Annotated in this window: 17 protein-coding genes and 1 pseudogene; 6 read left to right on the top strand and 12 right to left on the bottom strand. The window is 69.2% G+C overall.

The features are described from left to right. Positions 1–67: 67 nt before the first annotated feature. The 3 genes from QH470_RS07695 to QH470_RS07685 form a co-directional block, all read right to left on the bottom strand. Positions 68–271, bottom strand: a complete 204-nt coding sequence (locus tag QH470_RS07695; protein ID WP_280271581.1) for a cold-shock protein — start codon at positions 269–271, stop codon at positions 68–70. Between the two features lie 552 nt (positions 272–823). Then, positions 824–1,036 carry a cold-shock protein gene (locus QH470_RS07690; protein WP_280271578.1) on the bottom strand — a complete coding sequence of 71 codons (213 nt, stop codon included), beginning with the start codon at positions 1,034–1,036 and terminating at the stop codon, positions 824–826. A gap of 92 nt (positions 1,037–1,128) precedes the next feature. After that, positions 1,129–1,617 carry a winged helix-turn-helix transcriptional regulator gene (locus tag QH470_RS07685; protein ID WP_280271577.1) on the bottom strand — a complete coding sequence of 163 codons (489 nt, stop codon included), beginning with the start codon at positions 1,615–1,617 and terminating at the stop codon, positions 1,129–1,131. 100 nt (positions 1,618–1,717) lie between these two features. Between QH470_RS07685 and QH470_RS07680 the strand changes: the two genes are divergently transcribed. Continuing rightward, on the top strand, positions 1,718–2,365 hold the full coding sequence (locus QH470_RS07680; RefSeq protein WP_280271576.1) for a dihydrofolate reductase family protein: 648 nt from the start codon (positions 1,718–1,720) through the stop codon (positions 2,363–2,365). 17 nt (positions 2,366–2,382) lie between these two features. Here QH470_RS07680 and iolD read toward each other — a convergent pair whose 3' ends face one another. The 6 genes from iolD to QH470_RS07650 are packed head-to-tail and all read right to left on the bottom strand — an operon-like array spanning position 2,383 to position 8,962. Beyond that, entirely contained in the window at positions 2,383–4,218 is a 1,836-nt protein-coding gene (gene iolD / locus QH470_RS07675; RefSeq protein ID WP_280271575.1) for a 3D-(3,5/4)-trihydroxycyclohexane-1,2-dione acylhydrolase (decyclizing), read from the bottom strand. A gap of 28 nt (positions 4,219–4,246) precedes the next feature. Beyond that, positions 4,247–5,203, bottom strand: coding sequence for a 5-dehydro-2-deoxygluconokinase (gene iolC, locus QH470_RS07670; RefSeq protein ID WP_280271574.1), 957 nt, complete (start codon positions 5,201–5,203; stop codon positions 4,247–4,249). Beyond that, complete coding sequence (locus tag QH470_RS07665) at positions 5,200–5,982, bottom strand: ATP-binding cassette domain-containing protein (protein WP_280271573.1); 783 nt, start codon at positions 5,980–5,982, stop codon at positions 5,200–5,202. Before QH470_RS07665 ends, iolC begins: the two co-directional genes overlap by 4 nt. Continuing rightward, complete coding sequence (locus QH470_RS07660) at positions 5,979–7,028, bottom strand: ABC transporter permease (RefSeq protein ID WP_280271572.1); 1,050 nt, start codon at positions 7,026–7,028, stop codon at positions 5,979–5,981. Before QH470_RS07660 ends, QH470_RS07665 begins: the two co-directional genes overlap by 4 nt. 17 nt (positions 7,029–7,045) lie before the next feature. Next, entirely contained in the window at positions 7,046–8,050 is a 1,005-nt protein-coding gene (locus tag QH470_RS07655) for a sugar ABC transporter substrate-binding protein (protein WP_280271571.1), read from the bottom strand. 9 nt (positions 8,051–8,059) lie between these two features. Further along, a complete protein-coding gene (locus tag QH470_RS07650) occupies positions 8,060–8,962 on the bottom strand; it encodes a TIM barrel protein (protein ID WP_280271570.1) in 903 nt (300 codons plus the stop codon). 262 nt (positions 8,963–9,224) lie between these two features. On the opposite strand from QH470_RS07650, the gene QH470_RS07645 reads away from it, so the two are divergent. From QH470_RS07645 to QH470_RS07635, 3 genes are all read left to right on the top strand, one after another. Beyond that, positions 9,225–10,229, top strand: a complete 1,005-nt coding sequence (locus QH470_RS07645; protein WP_280271569.1) for a LacI family DNA-binding transcriptional regulator — start codon at positions 9,225–9,227, stop codon at positions 10,227–10,229. Between the two features lie 76 nt (positions 10,230–10,305). Further along, positions 10,306–11,310, top strand: a complete 1,005-nt coding sequence (locus QH470_RS07640) for a Gfo/Idh/MocA family protein (protein WP_280271568.1) — start codon at positions 10,306–10,308, stop codon at positions 11,308–11,310. 170 nt (positions 11,311–11,480) lie between these two features. After that, positions 11,481–12,905 (top strand): alpha/beta hydrolase, encoded by a 1,425-nt coding sequence (locus QH470_RS07635; RefSeq protein WP_280271567.1) that lies wholly within the window; start codon positions 11,481–11,483, stop codon positions 12,903–12,905. A gap of 97 nt (positions 12,906–13,002) precedes the next feature. Here the strand turns inward: QH470_RS07635 and QH470_RS07630 are convergent, their stop codons facing one another. Continuing rightward, positions 13,003–13,995: a M48 family metalloprotease gene (locus QH470_RS07630; RefSeq protein ID WP_280271566.1), complete on the bottom strand. Its 993-nt coding sequence runs from the start codon at positions 13,993–13,995 to the stop codon at positions 13,003–13,005. A gap of 184 nt (positions 13,996–14,179) precedes the next feature. Then, positions 14,180–14,941: pseudogene (locus tag QH470_RS07625) on the bottom strand (nitronate monooxygenase family protein). A 130-nt stretch (positions 14,942–15,071) separates the two neighbouring features. Here QH470_RS07625 and QH470_RS07620 point away from each other — a divergent pair. Together QH470_RS07620 and QH470_RS07615 are read left to right on the top strand one after the other, a co-directional pair. After that, a complete protein-coding gene (locus tag QH470_RS07620; protein ID WP_280271565.1) occupies positions 15,072–15,593 on the top strand; it encodes an SRPBCC family protein in 522 nt (173 codons plus the stop codon). 29 nt (positions 15,594–15,622) lie between these two features. Further along, positions 15,623–15,907 (top strand): antibiotic biosynthesis monooxygenase family protein, encoded by a 285-nt coding sequence (locus QH470_RS07615; RefSeq protein WP_280271564.1) that lies wholly within the window; start codon positions 15,623–15,625, stop codon positions 15,905–15,907. 4 nt (positions 15,908–15,911) lie between these two features. Here the strand turns inward: QH470_RS07615 and QH470_RS07610 are convergent, their stop codons facing one another. Beyond that, a complete protein-coding gene (locus QH470_RS07610) occupies positions 15,912–16,712 on the bottom strand; it encodes an SAM-dependent methyltransferase (protein ID WP_280271563.1) in 801 nt (266 codons plus the stop codon). Between the last annotated feature and the right edge of the window lie 44 nt (positions 16,713–16,756).

Raw genomic sequence — 16,756 nt, 5'->3', positions numbered from 1 at the left:
CCGTACCCCGACCGCGCGCGGGGCCCCGCACGGTCCCCGGCGGGGGGCCCCTCGGCAAGTCGCGGGATCAGATCACGCGGACGTCCTGGGCCTGCGGGCCCTTCTGGCCCTGGCCGACCTCGAACTCCACGCGCTGACCTTCATCGAGCGAGCGGAAGCCCGACCCGGAGACCGCCGAGTAATGCACGAAGACATCGGGCCCCCCGTTGTCCTGTGCGATGAACCCGAAGCCCTTCTCGCTGTTGAACCACTTAACTACGCCTTGCGCCATTTCGTACCTTCTGTAGACGAGCCAGGCGACCAACCACACGGCCGACCCGGTCTCACCCGTCCACATTGCCATGCCGGGCGGCATACTCGCCACCGCGCGCGCGTGCGAGGGGTGGTTGCGGCTGCGCCGCATGATTATTCGTTTTTCCTGGAGCGCGCCGATGTTATCGCCCTGTGATAGCTGTGCGAGCCATGCCACCGGGCATCGGCAGCCGCCGAAGGCGAAAAATGGCCCGGCCCCGGACGGTTGTCGTCCGGGGCCGGGCCCAAGGTCGTTCACTACGACCATCGTACGAGGTCAGCCCCCGAACGAGCCGGTCCACAGGGTGTCGACCAGACCGTGGAAGGCGGCACCGAAGGTGCTGAAGAGGCCGTTCAGGGCGGCGCTACCGGTGTCGATGATAACGGGGATCATGAAATTGACTCTCCTTCGTAAAACTCAGTCCAACTGGCTGACAACCGGTATATACGACCGAGTTAAACACGCGTTATCCGGATTTGCTGAAAAGTGACTCGAGCGACAGAATCGAAGAAAATGTGCGGCAGGACACATCTAACGGTCGCGCAGTACCCGCACGCCCCTGGCCTCGGGCCCGGCCTTCGCGCGGCGAATCTCGAACTGCACCCGCTGCCCCTCCACGAGGGAACGGAAGCCGACGCCCTCGACCTCGGCGTAGTCGACGAAGACGTCCGGTCCGCCGTCGTCGGCGGTAATGAAACCGAACCCCTTCTTGCTGTCGAACCACTTGACCGTGCCGTGCGCCATCTCTCGTACCTTCTCGCCTCGAGCCAGGCAGACGATAACGAGGTCCCCCGCGAAGGTCCACACGGGCCCGGCGCGCCGTCGGCGGCGCGCTGTCAGCCCTCCGCGACGGCCCGTTCGTAGGCGGCGCGCAGTCGCTCCGACGGCGCCGGTCCGGCGTCGGCGGGACGCGGGATGCCGAGGTGCGACTCCCGCAATTCGTCCATGAACTCCTCCCACAGCGCGGGGCCGCCGTCCTCCAGCAGTTCCGCGCGCACCCGCAGGCGCTGGGTGGTCGGGCGGTGCCGCAACCCCCAACTGCCCAGCTGCGCCATCACGGGCACCAACTGGATGGCCGCCTCGGTCAGGCGGTATTCGGCCTTCTGCCCCGGGCGGGTGTCCTCCCTGCTGAGCAGCCCGGCGGCGACCAAGCGCTTGAGCCGGTCGGAGAGGATGTTGGAGGCGATGCCCTCCTCGGATCCGGCCAGCAGCTCGCGGAAGTGCCGCCGATTGCCGAACATGACGTCCCGCAGCACCAGCATCGTCCACTTGTCACCGATCACCTCGATCGTGGCGTTGATAGGACATCCCGAACGCGCTTGCACGATCACTCACCTCCGCTTCGACCAACTGATTGCACTCTACAACCGCATGCGTTATCGTCCCTACCGATTGCAAATCACAACCACTTTTGAAGGACCTGTCATGCCTCAGCTGCGCGCCCACAACCTGTCGATCTCCCTGGACGGCTACCTCGCCGGACCCGATCAGGGTTCGGAGAATCCGCTCGGAATCGACGGTGAACGACTGCACGAGTGGATCTTCGCCACCCGATTCGGCCGCGAGATGACCGGCGAGCCGGGTGGCGAAACCGGTGTCGACAACGACTTCGGCCTGGCCGGTGAGGTCAATATCGGCGCGACCATCATGGGCCGCAACATGTTCGGGCCCGTGCGCGGCGAATGGCCGGATCACTCCTGGACCGGCTGGTGGGGCCCGAACCCGCCCTATCACCACGATGTCTTCGTGCTGACCCACCATTCCCGGCCGTCGTTCGAGATGGCCGGAGGCACGACCTTCCACTTCGTGAACGACACCCCGCGGGCGGTGTTGGACCGAGCCTTCGAGGCCGCGGGCGGCAAGGACGTGCGGCTCGGCGGCGGGGCGGCGACCGTGCGGCAGTTCCTGCGCGCGGGGCTGGTCGACATGCTCCACCTCGCGGTGGTGCCGATCCTGCTGGGTGGGGGCGAGCGGATCTTCGACGATCTCGGGACGCTGCCCGGCTATGAATGCAGCGAGCTGGTGTCGTCGGAGCGCGTCACCCACGTCCGATTCACGAAGGTGGCCGACTGATCAGCCACCGGCCTTTCTCACAGATATCGCACTTGCCGCGGCTTGGCCTCGTCGTATGCGGTGCGGCCGGAAAGATGTTCCGGCACACCGACTTCCCACCAGGCCCCGGTTTCGGTCCACTGCGACGGCTGGGTGCGCACGACGACCACCGCGGGCCGGGATTCGGCGAGTGCCGCGGCGCGGGCCTCGGTGTAGGCGGTGCGGAACTCCGCCACGTCGGTGGCGGTGAAGACGGCACAGCCCATCGATCGGGCGTGGGCGGCGAAATCCACCCGGGGCGGTGTGGCGTGATTGGAGCGGCACTCGCGGTAGAGATTGTTGAATGCGTTGCCGCCCTGGCCTTCCTGTAGCCGTGCGATCACCGCGTAGCCGTCGTTGTCACACACCACGGCCACCAGCGGATGACCGGCGAAGGCCGCCGAGAACAGCTCCGAGTTGAGCATCAGGTAGGAGCCGTCGCCGAGCAGCGTGGTCACCAGCCCGCGCCGGTGCGCCATGGCCGCGCCCCAGGCGCCCGCGAGTTCGTAACCCATGCAGGAGAAGCCGTATTCGACGTCCATGGTCGGTTCGCCGCCCACCGCCCGCCAGCCGCCGACGAGTTCTCCGGGGAGGCCGCCCGACGCGGTCATGACGTAGTCGGCGGGTTCGCTGAGATCGTTGACGGCGCCGACGATCTGGGCGTAGCTGGGCCGGCCGTCCGCCGGTTCGCGCAGCGTATCTATGTAGCCGTCCCATTCGGCACGCACCGCGGCCGCTCGGGCGCTCCACGCGCGATCGACCCGCCACCCGATCAGCTGTGGGGCAAGGTCTTCCAGGGCGGCGCCCGCATCGCCGACCACGGCGAGCGCGCCGTGCTTGACCGCGTCGAAGGCCGCGACATTGATGCTGATCAGCTGCGCGCCGGGAGCGAAGACCGTCCAGGAGGCCGTGGTGAAGTCCTGGAGGCGGGTGCCCACGGCCAGCACCAGGTCCGCCTCGTCCGCAACGACATTCGCCGAGGCCGAGCCGGTGATGCCGAGCGGGCCCGCGTACAGCGGATGGGCGTGCGGCACCAGCGTGCGCCCCGCGGTGGTCTCCGCTATCGGAATGCCATGCCGCTGAGCGAATTCCACCGCACGCCGCCCGGCGCCGGAGTACCGGACGCCGCCGCCCAGCACCAGCAGCGGCCGCTGGGCCGCCGCCAATGCCCGCGCGGCCCGGGCGAGTTCGCCGCGGTCCGGCCTCGCCCGGCGCGGCGGATGGACGACCGGGCGGAACAGTTCGTCGGGGAAGTCGTAGCTCTCGGCCTGGACGTCCTGCGGCAACGCGAGGGTCGCCGGGCCCACTTCGGCCGGGTCGGTCAGTACGCGGGCCACCTGGGGCAGCGTGGCGATCAGCTGCTCCGGACGGGTGATGCGGTCGAAATACCGGCTGACCGCACGGAAGGCGTCGTTCACGGTCGCTGTCGCGTCGCCGAAATTCTCCACCTGCTGCAACACCGGATCGGGCGCACGGCCGACGAAGGTATCGCCCGGAAGCAGCAGCAGCGGAAGGCGGTTCGCATGCGCCACCCCCGCCGCCGTCACCATGTTCAACGCGCCCGGACCGACCGACGAGGTCGCCACCCCCACCTGCCGACGATGCGTCGCCTTCGCCAGCCCGATCGCGGCCAGAGCCATGCCCTGCTCGGTGTGGCCGCGCCATACCGGAATCACATCGCGCCGCTCCTCCAGCGCGGTGCCGAGCCCGAGCACATTGCCGTGCCCGAAGATGGCGAAAACCGCTGGGAACAACGGGACTTCGCGGCCGTCGAGGGTCTCCGAATGCTGGGCGATCAGCCAGGCGACCAAGGCCTGCGCGGTGGTCAGTCTCATTGCGACACCTCTCAGCCGATCCACGCTCTCATACACACAGCATGGCCTCGATCTCCGCCGCGGTGGGCATGGCGTCGGCACACGCCAGCCGCGAAGCCACCAGCGCCCCTGCCGCATTCGCGTAGGTAGCGACGCGGTGGGGCTCCCAGCCCGACAGCAGTCCGTGCACGAGCGCGCCGCCGAACCCGTCGCCCGCGCCGAGCCCGCACACCACCTCCACCGCGCAGGCCGGGACCGTCCAGCGGCCCGACTCGGTGGCGGCCAGCACTCCCTCGGCGCCGCATTTGATCAGGGCGAGCCGCACCCCGCGAGCGAGCAACCGGTCGGCCGCCTCGTCGGGATCGGCACTGCCGACGGCCACCTCCGCCTCGGTCCGGTTACCGACGACCACGTCGACGTGATCGAGCATCCAGCCGATCTCGCGGCGCGCGGTGGGGATGTCGGGCCAGAACATCGGCCGGTAATCCAGATCCAGCACGGTGCGGCCGAATCGCCCGCGCCGCTCCACTATCGCGCGCTGGGTCGAACGGCCTGGCTCCGCGCTGACGCCCGTTCCCGTAACCCACAGCAGCGGAACGGTTTCCACCACTTCCCAGGGCACGTCGCCGAGGGTGAGGGTCAGGTCGGGCGCGATCGGCGATCGATAGAACAGCAGCGGCGGATCGGACGGCGGGTTCAGTTCGCAGAACACCACCGGGGTCTGCAATTGCGGCGCGGTCGACACGTACCGGGCGGAGACGCCGAATTCGGTGAGCGCCGTGCGCACGAAGTCCCCGAAACCGTCCGGCCCGACCTTGGTCAGCACCGCGCTGCGGCGGCCCAGCCGGGCGGCGGCGACGGCCACGTTGGTCGCGGTGCCGCCGAGGAACTTCGCGAACGTCCGCACCTCGGCGAGCGGCACGCCGCTCTGCTGCGGATACAGGTCCACGCCGACGCGGCCGACGGTCAGTGCCTCCAGCGGCGGCGGTTGCGGGGAGTCGTTCACGGCGCCATCCGCTCCAATTCGTGTTGCAGCGCTTCCAGTTCCGCGCCACCGGCCATCTGCCGCGTCAGTTCGGGCAGGTCGATCTCGGACTTTTCATAGGAGCCGAGCACCGAACCCCGCTCGAGCAGCAGGAATCGGTCGCCCACCGGATAGGCGTGGTGCGGATTGTGGGTGATGAGAACGACTCCCAGGCCCCGGTCGCGGGCTTGCACGACATAGCGCAGCACGACGCCGGACTGTTTGACGCCCAGCGCGGCGGTCGGCTCGTCGAGGATCAGCACCTTCGCGCCGTAGTGCACGGCACGCGCGATGGCGATGCACTGGCGCTGCCCGCCGGACAGCGTGCCGACCGGCTGCTCCAGGTCGTGCAGGTCGATACCCATGTCCGACAGCGCTTTCCGGGTGACCTCCGTGCTCTTGCGCCGATCGAGTACGCGGAACGGGCCGAGGCCGACGGTCGGTTCGGAGCCGAGTACGAAGTTGCGCCACACGCTCATCAGCGGCACCACCGCCAGATCCTGGTAGACGGTGGCGATCCCGGCGTCCAAGGCCGCGCGCGGGGAGCCGAATACGGTCGGCTTGCCCTCGACGCGCAGTTCGCCGGTGTCGTGCCGGTGCACACCCGCGAGGATCTTGATCAATGTCGACTTGCCCGCGCCGTTGTCGCCGAGGACGCAGGTGACCCGGCCCGCCTCGACCACGGTCGACACGTCCCGCAGCGCCACCACGCCGCCGTAACTCTTTCCGACACCGAGGGTTTCGATCAGTGGCGCCGTCATCGCCGTACCCTTTCCGCCCGCTTCTTGAACGCGTTGTTGACCAGGACGGCCGACAGCAGCAGCACGCCGAGGAACAACATGAACCAGTCGCTGTCCCAGCGCGCGAAGACGATGCCCTGGCGTGCCATACCGAAGATCAGGGCGCCGATGGCCGCGCCGATCACCGACCCGAAACCGCCGGTGAGCAGACAGCCCCCGACCACCGCGGCGATGATGTACTGGAACTCCAGGCCCACGCCCTGATTGGCCTGCACGCTGGCGAACCGCAGGATGTTGCAGGATCCGACCACCCAGCCCGCGAACGCGGTGGTCATGAACAGGATGATCTTCGTCCGCACCGCGGGCACCCCGACGGCGCGGGCACTGGCCGGGGCGCCGCCGACGGCGAAGATCCAGTTGCCGAACCGGGTGCGCACCAGCACCAGCGCGGCCAGCGCGGTGAGCAGGACCCACCACACCACCGACGCCTGGATCCGCGCCTCGCCGATATCGGTGGTCGAGGCGAAAACCCAACCGGCCGAGGAGTATCCGGACGCGGATCGCATGCCCGACACCTGCACCGTGCCGGTCACCAACCGGGTGACACCGAGGTTGACACCCTGCAAGGCCAGGAAGGTGCCGAGGGTGACGATGAAGCTCGGCAGCCCCGTGCGCATCACCAGCCAGCCGTTGAGCGCGCCGACCGCCAGCGCGAACAGCAGCGACACCAGCAGCGCCGGCCACACGTTCCAGCCCGCCTCGACCGCGAGCAGCGCCGTGACCAGGGCGGTCGAGGCGGTCATCACGCCCGCCGAGAGGTCGAACTCGCCGCCGATCATCAGCAGCGCCACGGCGACCGCCATGATGCCGAGCGTGGAGGCGTCGTCGAGCCAGGTGGCGACGCCGAGCGGACTGAGGAACTTCTCGGTGATCACCGAGAAGAACGCGAACACCAGCATCGCGCCCAGTGCGGCGCCGATCTCCGGCCGGACGACGATCCGCTCGAGCAGCGTGGCGCGCCGATCCTCGGCCGGGCTCACGTCCGAACCGGTTGTGGCAACACTCATCTCGTCCACTCCTGTCCTCAGCGGGTGCCCTGCGCCACCAGCTCGGCGATGGCGTCGACATTGCCGGAGTCGACGAATGCCGGCCCGGTCTGGACCGGGCGGCCGCCGCCGACCGCGTTGAGGTTGGTGCGGTACAGACGCAGCATCACCACCGGCAGATAACCCTGCTCGTACTGCTGCTGGTCCACGGCGAACAGCAGCGTGCCGGCCCGGATCGCCTCCACCGCTTCGGGATTCAGGTCGAAAGTGGCGACCGTGGCGCTCGAGCGCGACTCGCCCGCGGCCGCGACGGCGCGGGCGGCGATCTGCGAATTCAGCGTGAGTACCGCGTCGAGGGACCGGTCCGCCTCCAACGCGCCCTTGATCCGGGCCTGCGCGTCGGTCGGATTGTTGATGTCGACCTGCAGCGTCGCGGCATTGCCGAAGCCCTGGATGGCGCCACCGCAGCGCTCGGCGGCGCTCACATTACCGGCCTCGTGGATCACGCAGAGCAGCTTGGACTTCCCGGCCTCCCGCAGTCGCCGCCCGGCCGCCTCGCCGGCCGCCCGCTCGCTCTGACCGACGTGGCCGATGGCGCCGAGCTTCACGCTCTCGGCCTCCCCGGAGTTGATGGTTACCACCGGAATGCCCGCCGCCACAGCACGTTCGACGGACGGCCCCAGCGCCTGCGGGTTCGCCATCGACACCACCAGGCCGTCGACACCCTGCGCGATCGCGTTGTCGACCAGCTTCGCCTGCTCGCCGGGATCGCCCGCGGAGTTGTATTCGACGCGGACGCCCAGATCCTTGCCCGCGGCCTCGGCACCGTTCTTCACCACGTTCCAGAAGGCGTCGCCGGGCGTGCCGTGCGAGACCACCGCGACGGATTCGAGGGTGCCGGCGGCCACCGGCGCCCGGGTGTGGGAGACCGGCGCGTCGGCGCCCGGCCCGCTACAGGCGGCCAGCAGCACCCCGGCGGCCAACCACGGCAGCACTCGCCACCGGCCGTACCTGCCGCGGGGCGGTCGAGACTTCGTCGTCATGGTCCCAACCTAGATTCGCGCCGCCTGCGGGGCGGCGCCGAGTTCCGCGAGATAGCGCAGGCTGCGGGCGGTGTCGCGGCTCGGGACGGCCGCGGTATCGCCCGGTGTCAGCGCCGTGTCCTGTTCGATCACGTACCAGCCCCGGTAGCCCGCCTCGCGAACGCACCGAACCAGGGCCTCGATATCGACATCCCCCTCTCCCAGCGGGGCGTACAGACCCCGTCGCACGGCCTGGCTGTAATCCATTGTTCCGCTGCGTATCTCGTGGGCGAGCGCGCTTCGGACATCCTTGAGGTGAATGTGCCCGATGCGATCGGCGTGGCGGCGGGCCAACCGCACCGGGTCGACGCCGCCGACCAGCAGGTGACCGGTGTCGAGACAGAGATCCAGGTCCGAGTCGGCGAGGAAACGGTCCACCTCGGCCTCGGTCTCCACGTGCGTGCCCACGTGTGGGTGCAGCACGGTGCGCAGGCCGCGTTCGGCGGCGATGTCGCGGATGGTCGCCGCCGTATCGATGAGGGTGCGCCACTCGTGAGCGCCGAGCGGCGGCCGGGCGTCGTAGCCGTTCGTGCCGGTCGCGGCCGCCAGCACCAGGACCTCGGCCCCCGTGGCGGCGAAGCGGGCGGCCGCGGCTGCGGCGGCGGTGAGGGCGTGGCCGGTGGATCGGTGCAGCGGCAGCGCGAGGAAGCCGCCGATCGCACTGATCCCGTAGGGATCGAGCAGTTCGCGCACGGCGGCCGGGCGGCCCGGCAGGTACCCGGGCGGGCCGAATTCGGTGGCCGTGATGCCCAGCGCCGTCATTTCCGACAGCACGGTGCCCGCGTCCAGCACGTGACCCCAGCCGGGGACTTCGCATACGCCCCAGGAAATCGGCGCGGCGGCGATTCGCAGCGGATACAGCGGTTCGGTCATGAGACTTCTCCGGCCTGTCGGGGTGCACTCCGTCCGTTGGAGCGCTCCAACTATGTAACCTGAATCACTCTTGTGTCAAGGCTCGCTCAACTGCGGATTTAGCGTCTCCACCTGCATATATATGGCGTCCACGGTAGTCACACGGCTGCCGCAAACCTCGGAAATTCCGCGTTGGAGCGCTCTATTGCCTGCCTTGTGCGGACGCTGTAACGTGCACCGCACGCGGCGTGACCCGCCGCGTTCGATGGCCAGGGAGACCACGATGACCCGACCCACGATGGAGGATGTCGCCGCCGAGGCGGGCGTCTCCCGCGCGCTGGTGTCGCTGGTCATGCGCGGGTCGTCGAAGGTGAGCGAGCATCGGCGGCGCGCGGTGCTGCGCGCGGCCGAGGAACTCGGCTATCAGCCGCACGCCATGGCGCGATCGCTGGCCAGCCGCACCTCCAACATCGTCGGCGTCCTGGTCTCGGATCTACGCAACGCGTTCTTCGCCGACGTGGTGGAGGGAATGGATGCCGCGGCCCAGCAGGCGGGTCTGGAGCTGATCCTGAACACGGGGTGCCGCAACGCATCTCGCGAGCGCACCGCCCTGGACAGCCTGCAGTCCTTCCGTCCCGGCGGGATCGTCCTGCTCTCACCGGTGCTGCCCGCGGCGGCCATCCGGGACGCTGCCCGGCGCTATCCGATGGTGCTGGTGTCGCGCAGTTCGATGGTCCCCGGCATCGACACCGTCAACGACGACGGCGCGACCGGCGCGGGGCTGGCCGTGGATCATCTGGTGTCGCTGGGACATCGGCGAATCGTGCACTTCGACGGCGGCGCGGCGTTCACCGCGGCGCCGCGGCGGCGCGGTTACCTGGCCGCCATGGAGCGCCACGGCCTGGAGCCGATGGTGCTGTCGAGCGAGCACACCGACGCGGCCGGTGTGGCGGCCGTACGCAAGCTGCTGAATCTGTTCTCCCCCAGCAACTTTCCCACCGCCCTGCTGTGTGGCAACGACTTCAACGCCGTCGGTGCGATGTCCGCGCTGGAGGAGGCGGGATTGAAAGTCCCGCAGGATGTTTCGCTTGTCGGCTACGACAATTCGTCCCTGGCCGCCCTGCACCACGTCTCCTTGACCACCATCGACCAGCCCCGCGTCGAGATCGGCCGCCTCGCCATGGCGGCGCTGATCGAACGGCTGCGCGGTGATCGCACCGCCGCGGTGCGCACACGCGTGCAGCCGTCGCTGGTCGTCCGCGCGACGACGGCCCCACCCAGAGACTGAGATCGGTCCCGATCCGGATCGCGGCGCGGCTCGAATCATCCACCGTCCACCGATGTTTCACCGACAGGAGTTCGTCATGACCTTCAGGTTGGGCCTCGCCGGCACGGGCCGCATCGGCAGCGCGCACGCCGAAATCCTGAAAGCCCTGCCCGCGGTGGCCGAGGTGGTCGTCGCCGACGCCGACACCGAACGCGCACGGGCCACTGCCACCAAACTCGGCGCCGAATTCGCCCCCGACATCGACACCCTCCTCGGTTCGGATATCGCCGGGCTGGTGATCGCCACCGCGACCGACTCGCACCCCGAACTCGTCGTCGCGGCGGTCGACCGCGGCATTCCGGTGTTCTGTGAGAAACCGCTCGCCGCCGACATCGCGGGCACGCTCGAGGTCATCCGGCGCGTCGAGCAGTCCGCCGTTCCCGTGCAGATCGGGTTCCAGCGCCGATTCGATGCCGGGTACACCGCCGCCCGCGCCGCCGTCGCGTCCGGCGAACTGGGCTGGCTGCATACTCTGCGCGCCACCACCCTCGATCCGGCACCGCCTCCGGCGCACTATATTCCGCGCTCCGGCGGCCTGTTCCGGGACTGCGGCGTCCACGATTTCGACATCATCCGGTGGGTCACCGGGCGCGAGGTGCGCGAGGTGTTCGTACTCGGCGCCAACCGGGGCGAGCGTTTCTTCGCCGACGCCGGCGACGTGGACACCGCCGCGGTCCTGATGCGGCTGGACGACGGTGCGCTGGCGACGGTTTCGCTGGGCCGCTACAACGGCGCCGGCTACGACGTACGACTCGAGGCGCTGGGCTCACGCGGCAATGCCGTTGTGGGACTGGACGAACGGGTCCCCCTGCGCTCGGTGGAGCCGGACCACCCCGCATCGCCATTCCCCACCTATCCCGGCTTCATGGACCGTTTCCGCCGCGCCTACGCCGAGGAGCTGTCGGTCTTCACCGATGTCGTGCGCGGGCGGGCCGAAAACCCGTGCGGCCCGCGAGAAGCCCTGGAGGCCTTCTATATCGCGGAAGCCTGCGAGCTGTCCCGCCGCGAACACCGGCCGGTCGCTGTCGACGAGGTCCAGTGAGCGTCACGAGGCACCTGCCCGCCAGAGCCCCAACTCAGTAGGCAGGTTGGTAAGCCCCGAGATGGGCTGGTGCCGCGGAACGCTCGGACCGGCACCCCTACCCGAGAGCGAGACCGGAATCCCTCCGCGCGGTGATGCCGGAGCGTGACCCGGACCGCCATGCTCCGCCCATGCGATTGCGCCGAAGCGTCATTCCGGTCGTCCTGGCCCTGCTGAGCGTCACGGCCGGGCTGACCGCGTGCACTACCGCCGATACCCGGGCGCCGAGTCCGGATTGGCGGCCGTGCGCCGAGAATGCCGAAGTCGAATGCGCGGCCGTCGCCGTACCGATCGACTGGTCGCAGCCGAGCGGACCAACCATCGATATGGCCGTGGCGCGGAAGCGAACCCACGACCCCGGCCGGATCGGCACCCTGATCTCGCTGCCCGGCGGCCCCGGCACCTCCGGAGTGGACGAGTTGCTGCACGGTGACCGCTTCTCCCCTGCGCTGCGAACCCGGTTCGACATCGTCAGCTTCGATCCGCGCGGCGTGCGGCGCAGCCACCCGCTGCGCTGCGATGCCGGTCTCGCCTCGACGCGGCCGAATCTGGTACCCGATGCCGGTGGCCGCCTGACCGAAGTGGCCACGTACACAAAGCAACTCGTGGACAGCTGCCGGGAGTACACCGGGCCGTTGTTCGACCATCTCGACAGCGCGAGCGTCGCGAGAGACGTCGACGCGCTGCGCAATGCGCTGGGCGACAAGACCGTCAGCTTGTACGGCCGGTCTTACGGAACCATGTCGGGACAGGCCTATCTCGAACTGTTCCCCGAGCGCGTGCGTGCGATGGTGCTCGACAGCATCGATGATCACAGCCTCGCCGGGCCCGATTTCCTCGCCACCGAGGCACGCGGCGGCCGAGACGCGTTCGCGGAGTTCGTGTCCTGGTGCGAGCGCGAGACCGCCTGCGCGCTACACGGCGCCGACGTGCCCGCACTGTTCGATCGGTTGTACGACCGGGCACTGCGCGGCGAGCTGTCCGACCCGGCCGGAAAACCGTTGCGGCCGTGGGAATTGAGCCACACCGCCCTGCAATCGCTCTACCAGCCCGACTGGCCGCACTTGGCCGACGATCTGCGGACGATGCACGATCTGCCACCCACCTTCACCGCCGCTCCCACACCGCTCCGGCGCGGCGAGCCGGTCCCCGCGCCGGAGCTGATCGCCTGCTCCGACTGGTCATTCAGCATCCCCGATCAGGCACGGTGGGACGAGTTGTGGCGCGACCAGCAGCGGCACGCCGGTACTCTCCGTTCCCACTTCGCCTGGATCGCCGGAAGTATCTGCGCGAACTGGCCGTCGCCGGCGAACCCGCCACACCGGCCTCGGATCGCCGACGCCCCAACGGTTCTGCTGATGAACTCACGACACGATCCCTCGACCCCGTACGAATGGGCCACCGCCGTAGCAGCCCACACGCCCGGTTCCGTGCTACTGGCCTACGACGGCTGGGGCCACGGCGTCTACGGCCGCAACGCCTGCACCACCACAGCCGCCGACAACTACTTCATCGAACAGACCATCCCCCAACACAATAGCCACTGCCAGCCGTAACGGGTTCGGTCGCAAACGCATCCGAACCCGTCGTACGCACGATCGATTCAGGCACACCACTGCCCGTCCGCTCGGCACAGACTCCCCGACGAGTCGGTCAGATGCGGCCGAGCCGAGCCAACTCGTCCAGGCGGTCGCGCACCCGTCCGATTCGCTCGTCCGCTGTCGGTCCCAGAACCGAGGCCGACAGCGACAGCGGATCGGATCCCCGGGCGCGATGCTCGGGCAGGTGCCGGGACAGGACCGCGCACAGATCCGGCCCATACCCCAGGTCGGCCGCCACCGCGTCGGCGCGGTAGACCATCCGGCGAACGAGAGGAGCGAGCGCCAACGACACGATCTCGGGTGCCAGGCGCAGCAGCAGCGCCGCCGGAAGCCCGACGATCACCGTCGCCATGGCCACGATCGGACAGGCCACCAGCAACCGGCTCGCCGCATTCCAGACTCCGGTGAAGACCCGGGCGCCACGGACCGGTACCCGCTGCGCGAGGGTCTCGCCGATACCGACCAGACCCGATAGCAGCGCCTGTTCACCGAGCACCACCGGGGCGTTGTAGCGACGGAACACGAAGCGCGGGAACGCGCCCCGGCCGAGCACCCGCGCGCCGAGTTCGCGCGCCAGCACCGCTTCCGTCTCGCGCGAGGTCGAATCCGCGAGCGACTCCGTGGTTATCGCGATCATCCGGTCCGGCACCGGATCTTCGCGGTCCGCGTCCCGCACCCACAGCGAATAGGCCGAAGCTGCCACACCGGACTGCCGGGTGACCGCGTCCCAAGCCCCGGCCAATCCGGCTCCTTCACCGTATGCGGGCGGTCGCAGGCCGAATCGCGCCGATGGCCAGCGCCGCTCCGCGCCACGGAAGTACATCGCGCCCCAAAGGATGCAGCAGACCAGCCACAGCGCTGGAATCGCAGCCGCGACAGATAAACCCATCGCCAGACCGAGCCCGTACAACAAGACCGTCGTCACCACCGCCGTCGGCAGCGCGGCTAGCCACACACCCGCCCACACCCGCATCCGATCCAGTGGCGTGCTCCTGACGGCCACCCCACCGGGGTAGTCCGCCTTCGCGATCACTTCGGAGGTCATGCACGACGGTACAGCGGATCCGAACGGCGATGCCGGGACGGTCGGCAGCGGAGCGCGCGATTGTGAACAGATTCACCCCACGAACCCCTATGACATCTGGCAACATCCAGGCAATCGCGCGGAACCATGGAGGTCAGGCCGTCGCGTCCGCCGCGGGAGACCCCCTTGCCCAATCACGCCACCGTCAACTTCCGGCCAGTTCGGCAACAGCCCGCTTCGCCGACACGACCTCTGTGATACGCAACGCCGACTCCCCCGCATAGAGCGCGGCCCGTCCACGAATCCGGCATACCGACCAGCGGCGCGGCCGGGCCGAACAACGGCGACCCCGGACGCTGTCCCCGCAGCAAGACCGCCTCCGCGCCCTCGGGAGCAAACCGCCCGAACACGCCGCTCCCCGTGTTGAGGGCCCGCACCCAGTGGCGAGCCGTGCCGTCCGAACCACACCACCGCCGGGTCGCGGCATTCGGGACGACACGATGCCGGGCCGGCCAGCCGAGCCCGAACAGCGTCGTCTCCACGGTCTCGCGCGCGGCCAGCACCCGCCGCTGGTATTCGCGATGCGCCCCGGACTCCTCGGTCAGCAGGAATCGGGTCCCGGCCACCACGCCCGCCGCCAGCGCGGTCCGGGTATCGGCGGCGGTAGCTACCAGTGCCGCGTTGCCCCGAAAGCGAGCACGACGATGTCGGCGTTGGTCTCGAGACAGGCCCGTACGTGGCCGCGACGCGCGAAGGGCATCAGCAGGTTCACCGCTGCCGACCGTCCGGGCGCCTCGTCCCGAACGCGCGAGATCGCCGAATGCAGGTGATCGGGCGGCAGCATGCCGATCGTGCCCAGTCCACCGGTCGCCGCGACCGCTCCCGCGAGTACGCCGCCCGCGACGCGACCGCCCATACCCGCCCGCACGACCGGCACATCCAGCCGGAGTCTGTCCAAAACATCCACGGCACGACCGTAATTCGCGCGCGGACAGTGGCGCGGATCATGCGGCGAGCGACTTCCCCTCGTTATGGAGGGTATGTTCTAATTCGTTGTAGAGCGTTCCCTCTATAACGACATCGGAAGGTTGACCACCATGGCCGTGCTCAATATCCACACGCGGCGGGTTCCAGGAACGGCCGCCGAGGCCGGTGCCCTGCTGGATTCGCTTGCGGGCGAGGACGATCGACTCTGGCCCAGCCATCGCTGGCCGCCGATGCGTTTCGATCGGCCGCTCGGCGTCGGTGCGGTCGGCGGGCACGGGCCGGTTCGCTACACCGTCGAGGATTACCAACCGGGGCAGCGGATCCGGTTCCGATTCACCGGGCCGCGCGGCTTCGACGGATTCCACGAGTTCACCGTCCGACCGGCCGGGGGCGACTCGGTAGAACTCGAGCATTTGCTGGTCATGCGGCTGCGCGGCTCGGCACGGCTGACGTGGCCGTTCGGTTTCCGGTGGCTACACGACGCGTGCCTGGAGGACTGCTTCGACAGCGCCGAGCAGGCGCTCTCCGGGTCGGTGCGCCGCCCGGCGCGCTGGAGTCTGCCGGTGCGGGCGCTGCGTGCGCTCACGGGATCGGCCGAGCGCCCGAAAACCCTTGTGGAGTCCCGCGGGTGAGATCACCCGCACGAGAAAGGAGAACCGATATGTCCGTCGGATTCGTCGCATTCCATTATCCCGCCGCCGCGCATTTCGACGACTTCGTCGATCGCGTCGCCCGGGTCGCGACATTCCTGGGTACGACACCCGGATGCCTGTCGGTGGACTACTGGGTCACCGACGACGATGCCGCCGTGGTGTCGGCCGCACACTGGGAGACGGAGCAGGACTACACCGCCGCGTTCACCTTCGACGGCGCACCGAATCTCGATGTCGCCTTCGATGAACGCGAGGTCCGTCCCCGGGAGATCTTCAAGCTGTACTCCCGGTAGCGCCTCACTCCAGCGCGCCGACACCGCCGTACCAGCCCGACCTCGACACGGCCGCGTCCGGATCGTCCGGCCGCCACTCGGCGGCGTCCACCAGCCCCGGCGCGACGAGGGTGAACCCGCTGAACAGGTCCGCGACCTGGGCGCGAGTGCGCGGTGTCGTCGTGGTGGGTGTCTGGCGCGACATGGCGACGATGCGTCTCGCGTACTCCTCCTGGCCGTCGTCGGTGAAATGCGAGATGGCCAGAAAACTGCCGGGCGCCAACACCTTTCGTAACCGAGCGATGATGTCCGCGGGCCGCGCCGACTCGGGCACGAAGTGCAGCACCGACACCAGCAGCACGGCCACGGGCCGGGTGAAGTCGAGCAGTTCACGGACGTCGGGGTCGGCGAGGACCGACTCGATATCGGTGAGGTCGCCGCGGACGGCGGTGGCGTGCGAATTGCCCGCGAGCAGCCGTCGGGAGACGGAGACCGCCACCGGATCGATGTCGACGTAGGCGATCCGCGTGTCGGGCACCAGCCGTTGCGCGATCTCGTGGACATTTCCGACGGTCGGGATGCCGGAGCCGAGGTCGAGGAACTGCCGGATGCCCGCCTCCCGCACCAGGAATGTCACCACACGCCGCAGGAAAGCGCGGTTGTCGCGGGCGCCCCGCGCCACCTCCGGCATGGTTTCCGCGACCCAGTCGGACAGCTTGCGGTCGACCTCGAAATTGTTGAATCCGCCGAGTACGTAGTCGTACATCCGGGCGGAGCTGGGCACCGTCGGGTCTATGTCGTCGGGCGACCAATCGGGCGTGCGCACCACGCGACCTCCTCGCACTAGGCGTTCGCCCCTGCCCTGCCATC

The sequence above is a fragment of the Nocardia wallacei genome (genome assembly GCF_029868745.1).
In the GTDB taxonomy this organism is placed as follows: Bacteria; Actinomycetota; Actinomycetes; order Mycobacteriales; family Mycobacteriaceae; genus Nocardia; species Nocardia wallacei_B.
Note: the sequence above shows the minus strand (reverse complement) of the source record. Positions and strands in the feature narration are given on the sequence as shown.

What these genes read in the sequence shown, in the direction of transcription:
- QH470_RS07620 (WP_280271565.1), top strand. Translation starts at nt 15,072, where the DNA reads ATGGCCGTGCTCAATATCCACACGCGGCGGGTTCCAGGAACGGCCGCC.
- QH470_RS07695 (WP_280271581.1), bottom strand. Translation starts at nt 271, where the DNA reads ATGGCGCAAGGCGTAGTTAAGTGGTTCAACAGCGAGAAGGGCTTCGGG.
- QH470_RS07645 (WP_280271569.1), top strand. Translation starts at nt 9,225, where the DNA reads ATGACCCGACCCACGATGGAGGATGTCGCCGCCGAGGCGGGCGTCTCC.
- QH470_RS07630 (WP_280271566.1), bottom strand. Translation starts at nt 13,995, where the DNA reads ATGACCTCCGAAGTGATCGCGAAGGCGGACTACCCCGGTGGGGTGGCC.
- QH470_RS07640 (WP_280271568.1), top strand. Translation starts at nt 10,306, where the DNA reads ATGACCTTCAGGTTGGGCCTCGCCGGCACGGGCCGCATCGGCAGCGCG.
- QH470_RS07690 (WP_280271578.1), bottom strand. Translation starts at nt 1,036, where the DNA reads ATGGCGCACGGCACGGTCAAGTGGTTCGACAGCAAGAAGGGGTTCGGT.
- QH470_RS07635 (WP_280271567.1), top strand. Translation starts at nt 11,481, where the DNA reads ATGCGATTGCGCCGAAGCGTCATTCCGGTCGTCCTGGCCCTGCTGAGC.
- iolD (WP_280271575.1), bottom strand. Translation starts at nt 4,218, where the DNA reads ATGAGACTGACCACCGCGCAGGCCTTGGTCGCCTGGCTGATCGCCCAG.
- QH470_RS07665 (WP_280271573.1), bottom strand. Translation starts at nt 5,982, where the DNA reads ATGACGGCGCCACTGATCGAAACCCTCGGTGTCGGAAAGAGTTACGGC.
- QH470_RS07660 (WP_280271572.1), bottom strand. Translation starts at nt 7,028, where the DNA reads ATGAGTGTTGCCACAACCGGTTCGGACGTGAGCCCGGCCGAGGATCGG.
- QH470_RS07655 (WP_280271571.1), bottom strand. Translation starts at nt 8,050, where the DNA reads ATGACGACGAAGTCTCGACCGCCCCGCGGCAGGTACGGCCGGTGGCGA.
- QH470_RS07615 (WP_280271564.1), top strand. Translation starts at nt 15,623, where the DNA reads ATGTCCGTCGGATTCGTCGCATTCCATTATCCCGCCGCCGCGCATTTC.
- QH470_RS07650 (WP_280271570.1), bottom strand. Translation starts at nt 8,962, where the DNA reads ATGACCGAACCGCTGTATCCGCTGCGAATCGCCGCCGCGCCGATTTCC.
- QH470_RS07680 (WP_280271576.1), top strand. Translation starts at nt 1,718, where the DNA reads ATGCCTCAGCTGCGCGCCCACAACCTGTCGATCTCCCTGGACGGCTAC.